The sequence below is a fragment of the Paenibacillus sp. CMAA1364 genome (assembly GCF_054373195.1).
Genome location: NZ_JBITNB010000052.1, coordinates 1 through 1,860 on the forward strand (window position 1 = coordinate 1; position 1,860 = coordinate 1,860).

Genomic DNA, 1,860 nt, shown 5'->3' on the forward strand with positions numbered 1-1,860 from the left:
TGTGCGCCCAGCATGGGCGCTATCTATAGGGTGTGAGTCCCGAATGGCGAAGGCAGTAGTAGCCATTAGCTTAAGACAAGGGTGTCCATCGTGAGGTGGAATCTGAAGGAAGTCAGCGGCAAATCTCTGGTCTGAGGAACACGAACTTCATATAAGGCTAGCGTTCGTTGGATGAGGCTGCAACACAAGTCAAAGTCCTTACTGCCGAAGGCGAACGAGAGTAAATGAAGCAGATAGATGGAGAGAAAGATAGCGTTCTTACCTGGGGAGATCTGTATGGTAGGCGAAGTGAACTTCGTAACCCTGCTTGTGAGAGTAGGCTGAACGTACAGAAGTCAGCAGAAGCCATAATACGGAGGTTGTTACAACAACCTGCGGAAGGGCTGAACATGAAATAGGAATTGAATAACTTGGCGTTCAAGGGTGAGCCGTGAAAGCAGACAATCCGAAAGGACTTGCTACAAGGAGGAAGCGGTGAATCCGCAGGGGACTTGGAGAGGGCAGAGTTCAACTTTGGCACAAAGAGAGAAAACAATTCACGTAAGGAGTGTATGAGGATGATTCAGAAATTATTGTCACGGGAAAATCTGCTATCGGCACTAAAACGAGTCGAAGGAAACAAAGGAAGTCATGGAGTAGATGGCATGCACGTAAAATCCTTACGAAAGCACATTCTACAAAATTGGCAACAACTCCGACAAGAGATAGAGGAAGGAACCTATGAGCCGAGCCCCGTTCGAAGGGTCGAAATCCCGAAACCCGACGGCAAAGGCGTTAGGCTATTAGGAATCCCTACCGTGACAGACCGCTTCATCCAACAAGCGATTGCCCAAGTGTTAAATCCAATGTTTGATCCACAATTCTCGGAACATAGTTATGGATTTCGTCCACAAAGACGAGGGCATGATGCGGTTCGAGAAGCCAAACGGTATATGAAAGAAGGATATCGGTGGGTTATCGATCTCGATTTAGAGAAATTCTTCGATCGTGTGAACCATGACAGACTGATGGCAAAACTAGCGGAGAAAGTAAAAGATAAAATGATCTTAAAACTCATCCGTAAGTATCTACAGTCTGGCGTAATGATCAATGGGATTGTCATGGATAGCAAAGAGGGAGCGCCACAAGGCGGACCACTTAGTCCGTTATTATCTAACGTCGTATTAGATGAGTTAGATAAAGAACTAGAAAAGCGCGGGCACCTCTTTGTGAGGTATGCGGACGACTGTAACATTTACGTTAAAACACGTAAAGCAGGAGAACGTGTAAAAGAATCCATCACAGCATTCATTGAAAACAAGCTAAAGCTAAAGGTCAACCAAGATAAAAGTGCGGTAGATCGTCCGTGGAAACGTAAGTTTCTAGGATTTAGCTTTACATGGAATGAAGACCCTAAAGTTCGAATCGCACCGCAAACCATGAAGAAAGTGAAGATGAAAATTCGAGAGATTACCTCTCGAAAGAAACCACTTCCGATGGAACAGAGAATTAGGGAACTCAATCAATACCTCACAGGATGGGGAGGCTACTTTATGTTAGCTGACACACCCAGCGTCTTTCAAAAACTGGATGAATGGATACGGAGACGGCTTAGAATGTGTCTTTGGAAACAATGGAAGAAACCTAAGACCAAAGTGAAAAGGCTCGTATCTCTAGGAATACCTAAAGATAAAGCCTTTGAATGGGGTAATACCCGAAAGGGTTATTGGCGTATAGCATGTAGTCCAATTCTTCATAGAACACTAGATAACCAATACTGGAAGTCTAATGGCCTAAAGAGCTTAACGGACAGATACAAGTTCTTACGGAATATTTCATGAACCGCCGTATACCGAACGGTACGTACGGTGGTGTGAGAGG

The 1,860-nt window shown here is 44.8% G+C and carries 2 protein-coding genes; both read left to right on the top strand.

Annotation, left to right across the window (positions count from 1 at the left end):
* Window positions 1-224: 224 nt before the first annotated feature.
* A complete protein-coding gene (locus ACH8E3_RS16580; RefSeq protein ID WP_458633755.1) occupies window positions 225-398 on the top strand; it encodes a hypothetical protein in 174 nt (57 codons plus the stop codon).
* Between the two features lie 159 nt (window positions 399-557).
* On the top strand, window positions 558-1,820 hold the full coding sequence (ltrA, locus tag ACH8E3_RS16585; RefSeq protein WP_458633756.1) for a group II intron reverse transcriptase/maturase: 1,263 nt from the start codon (window positions 558-560) through the stop codon (window positions 1,818-1,820).
* Window positions 1,821-1,860: the final 40 nt, after the last annotated feature.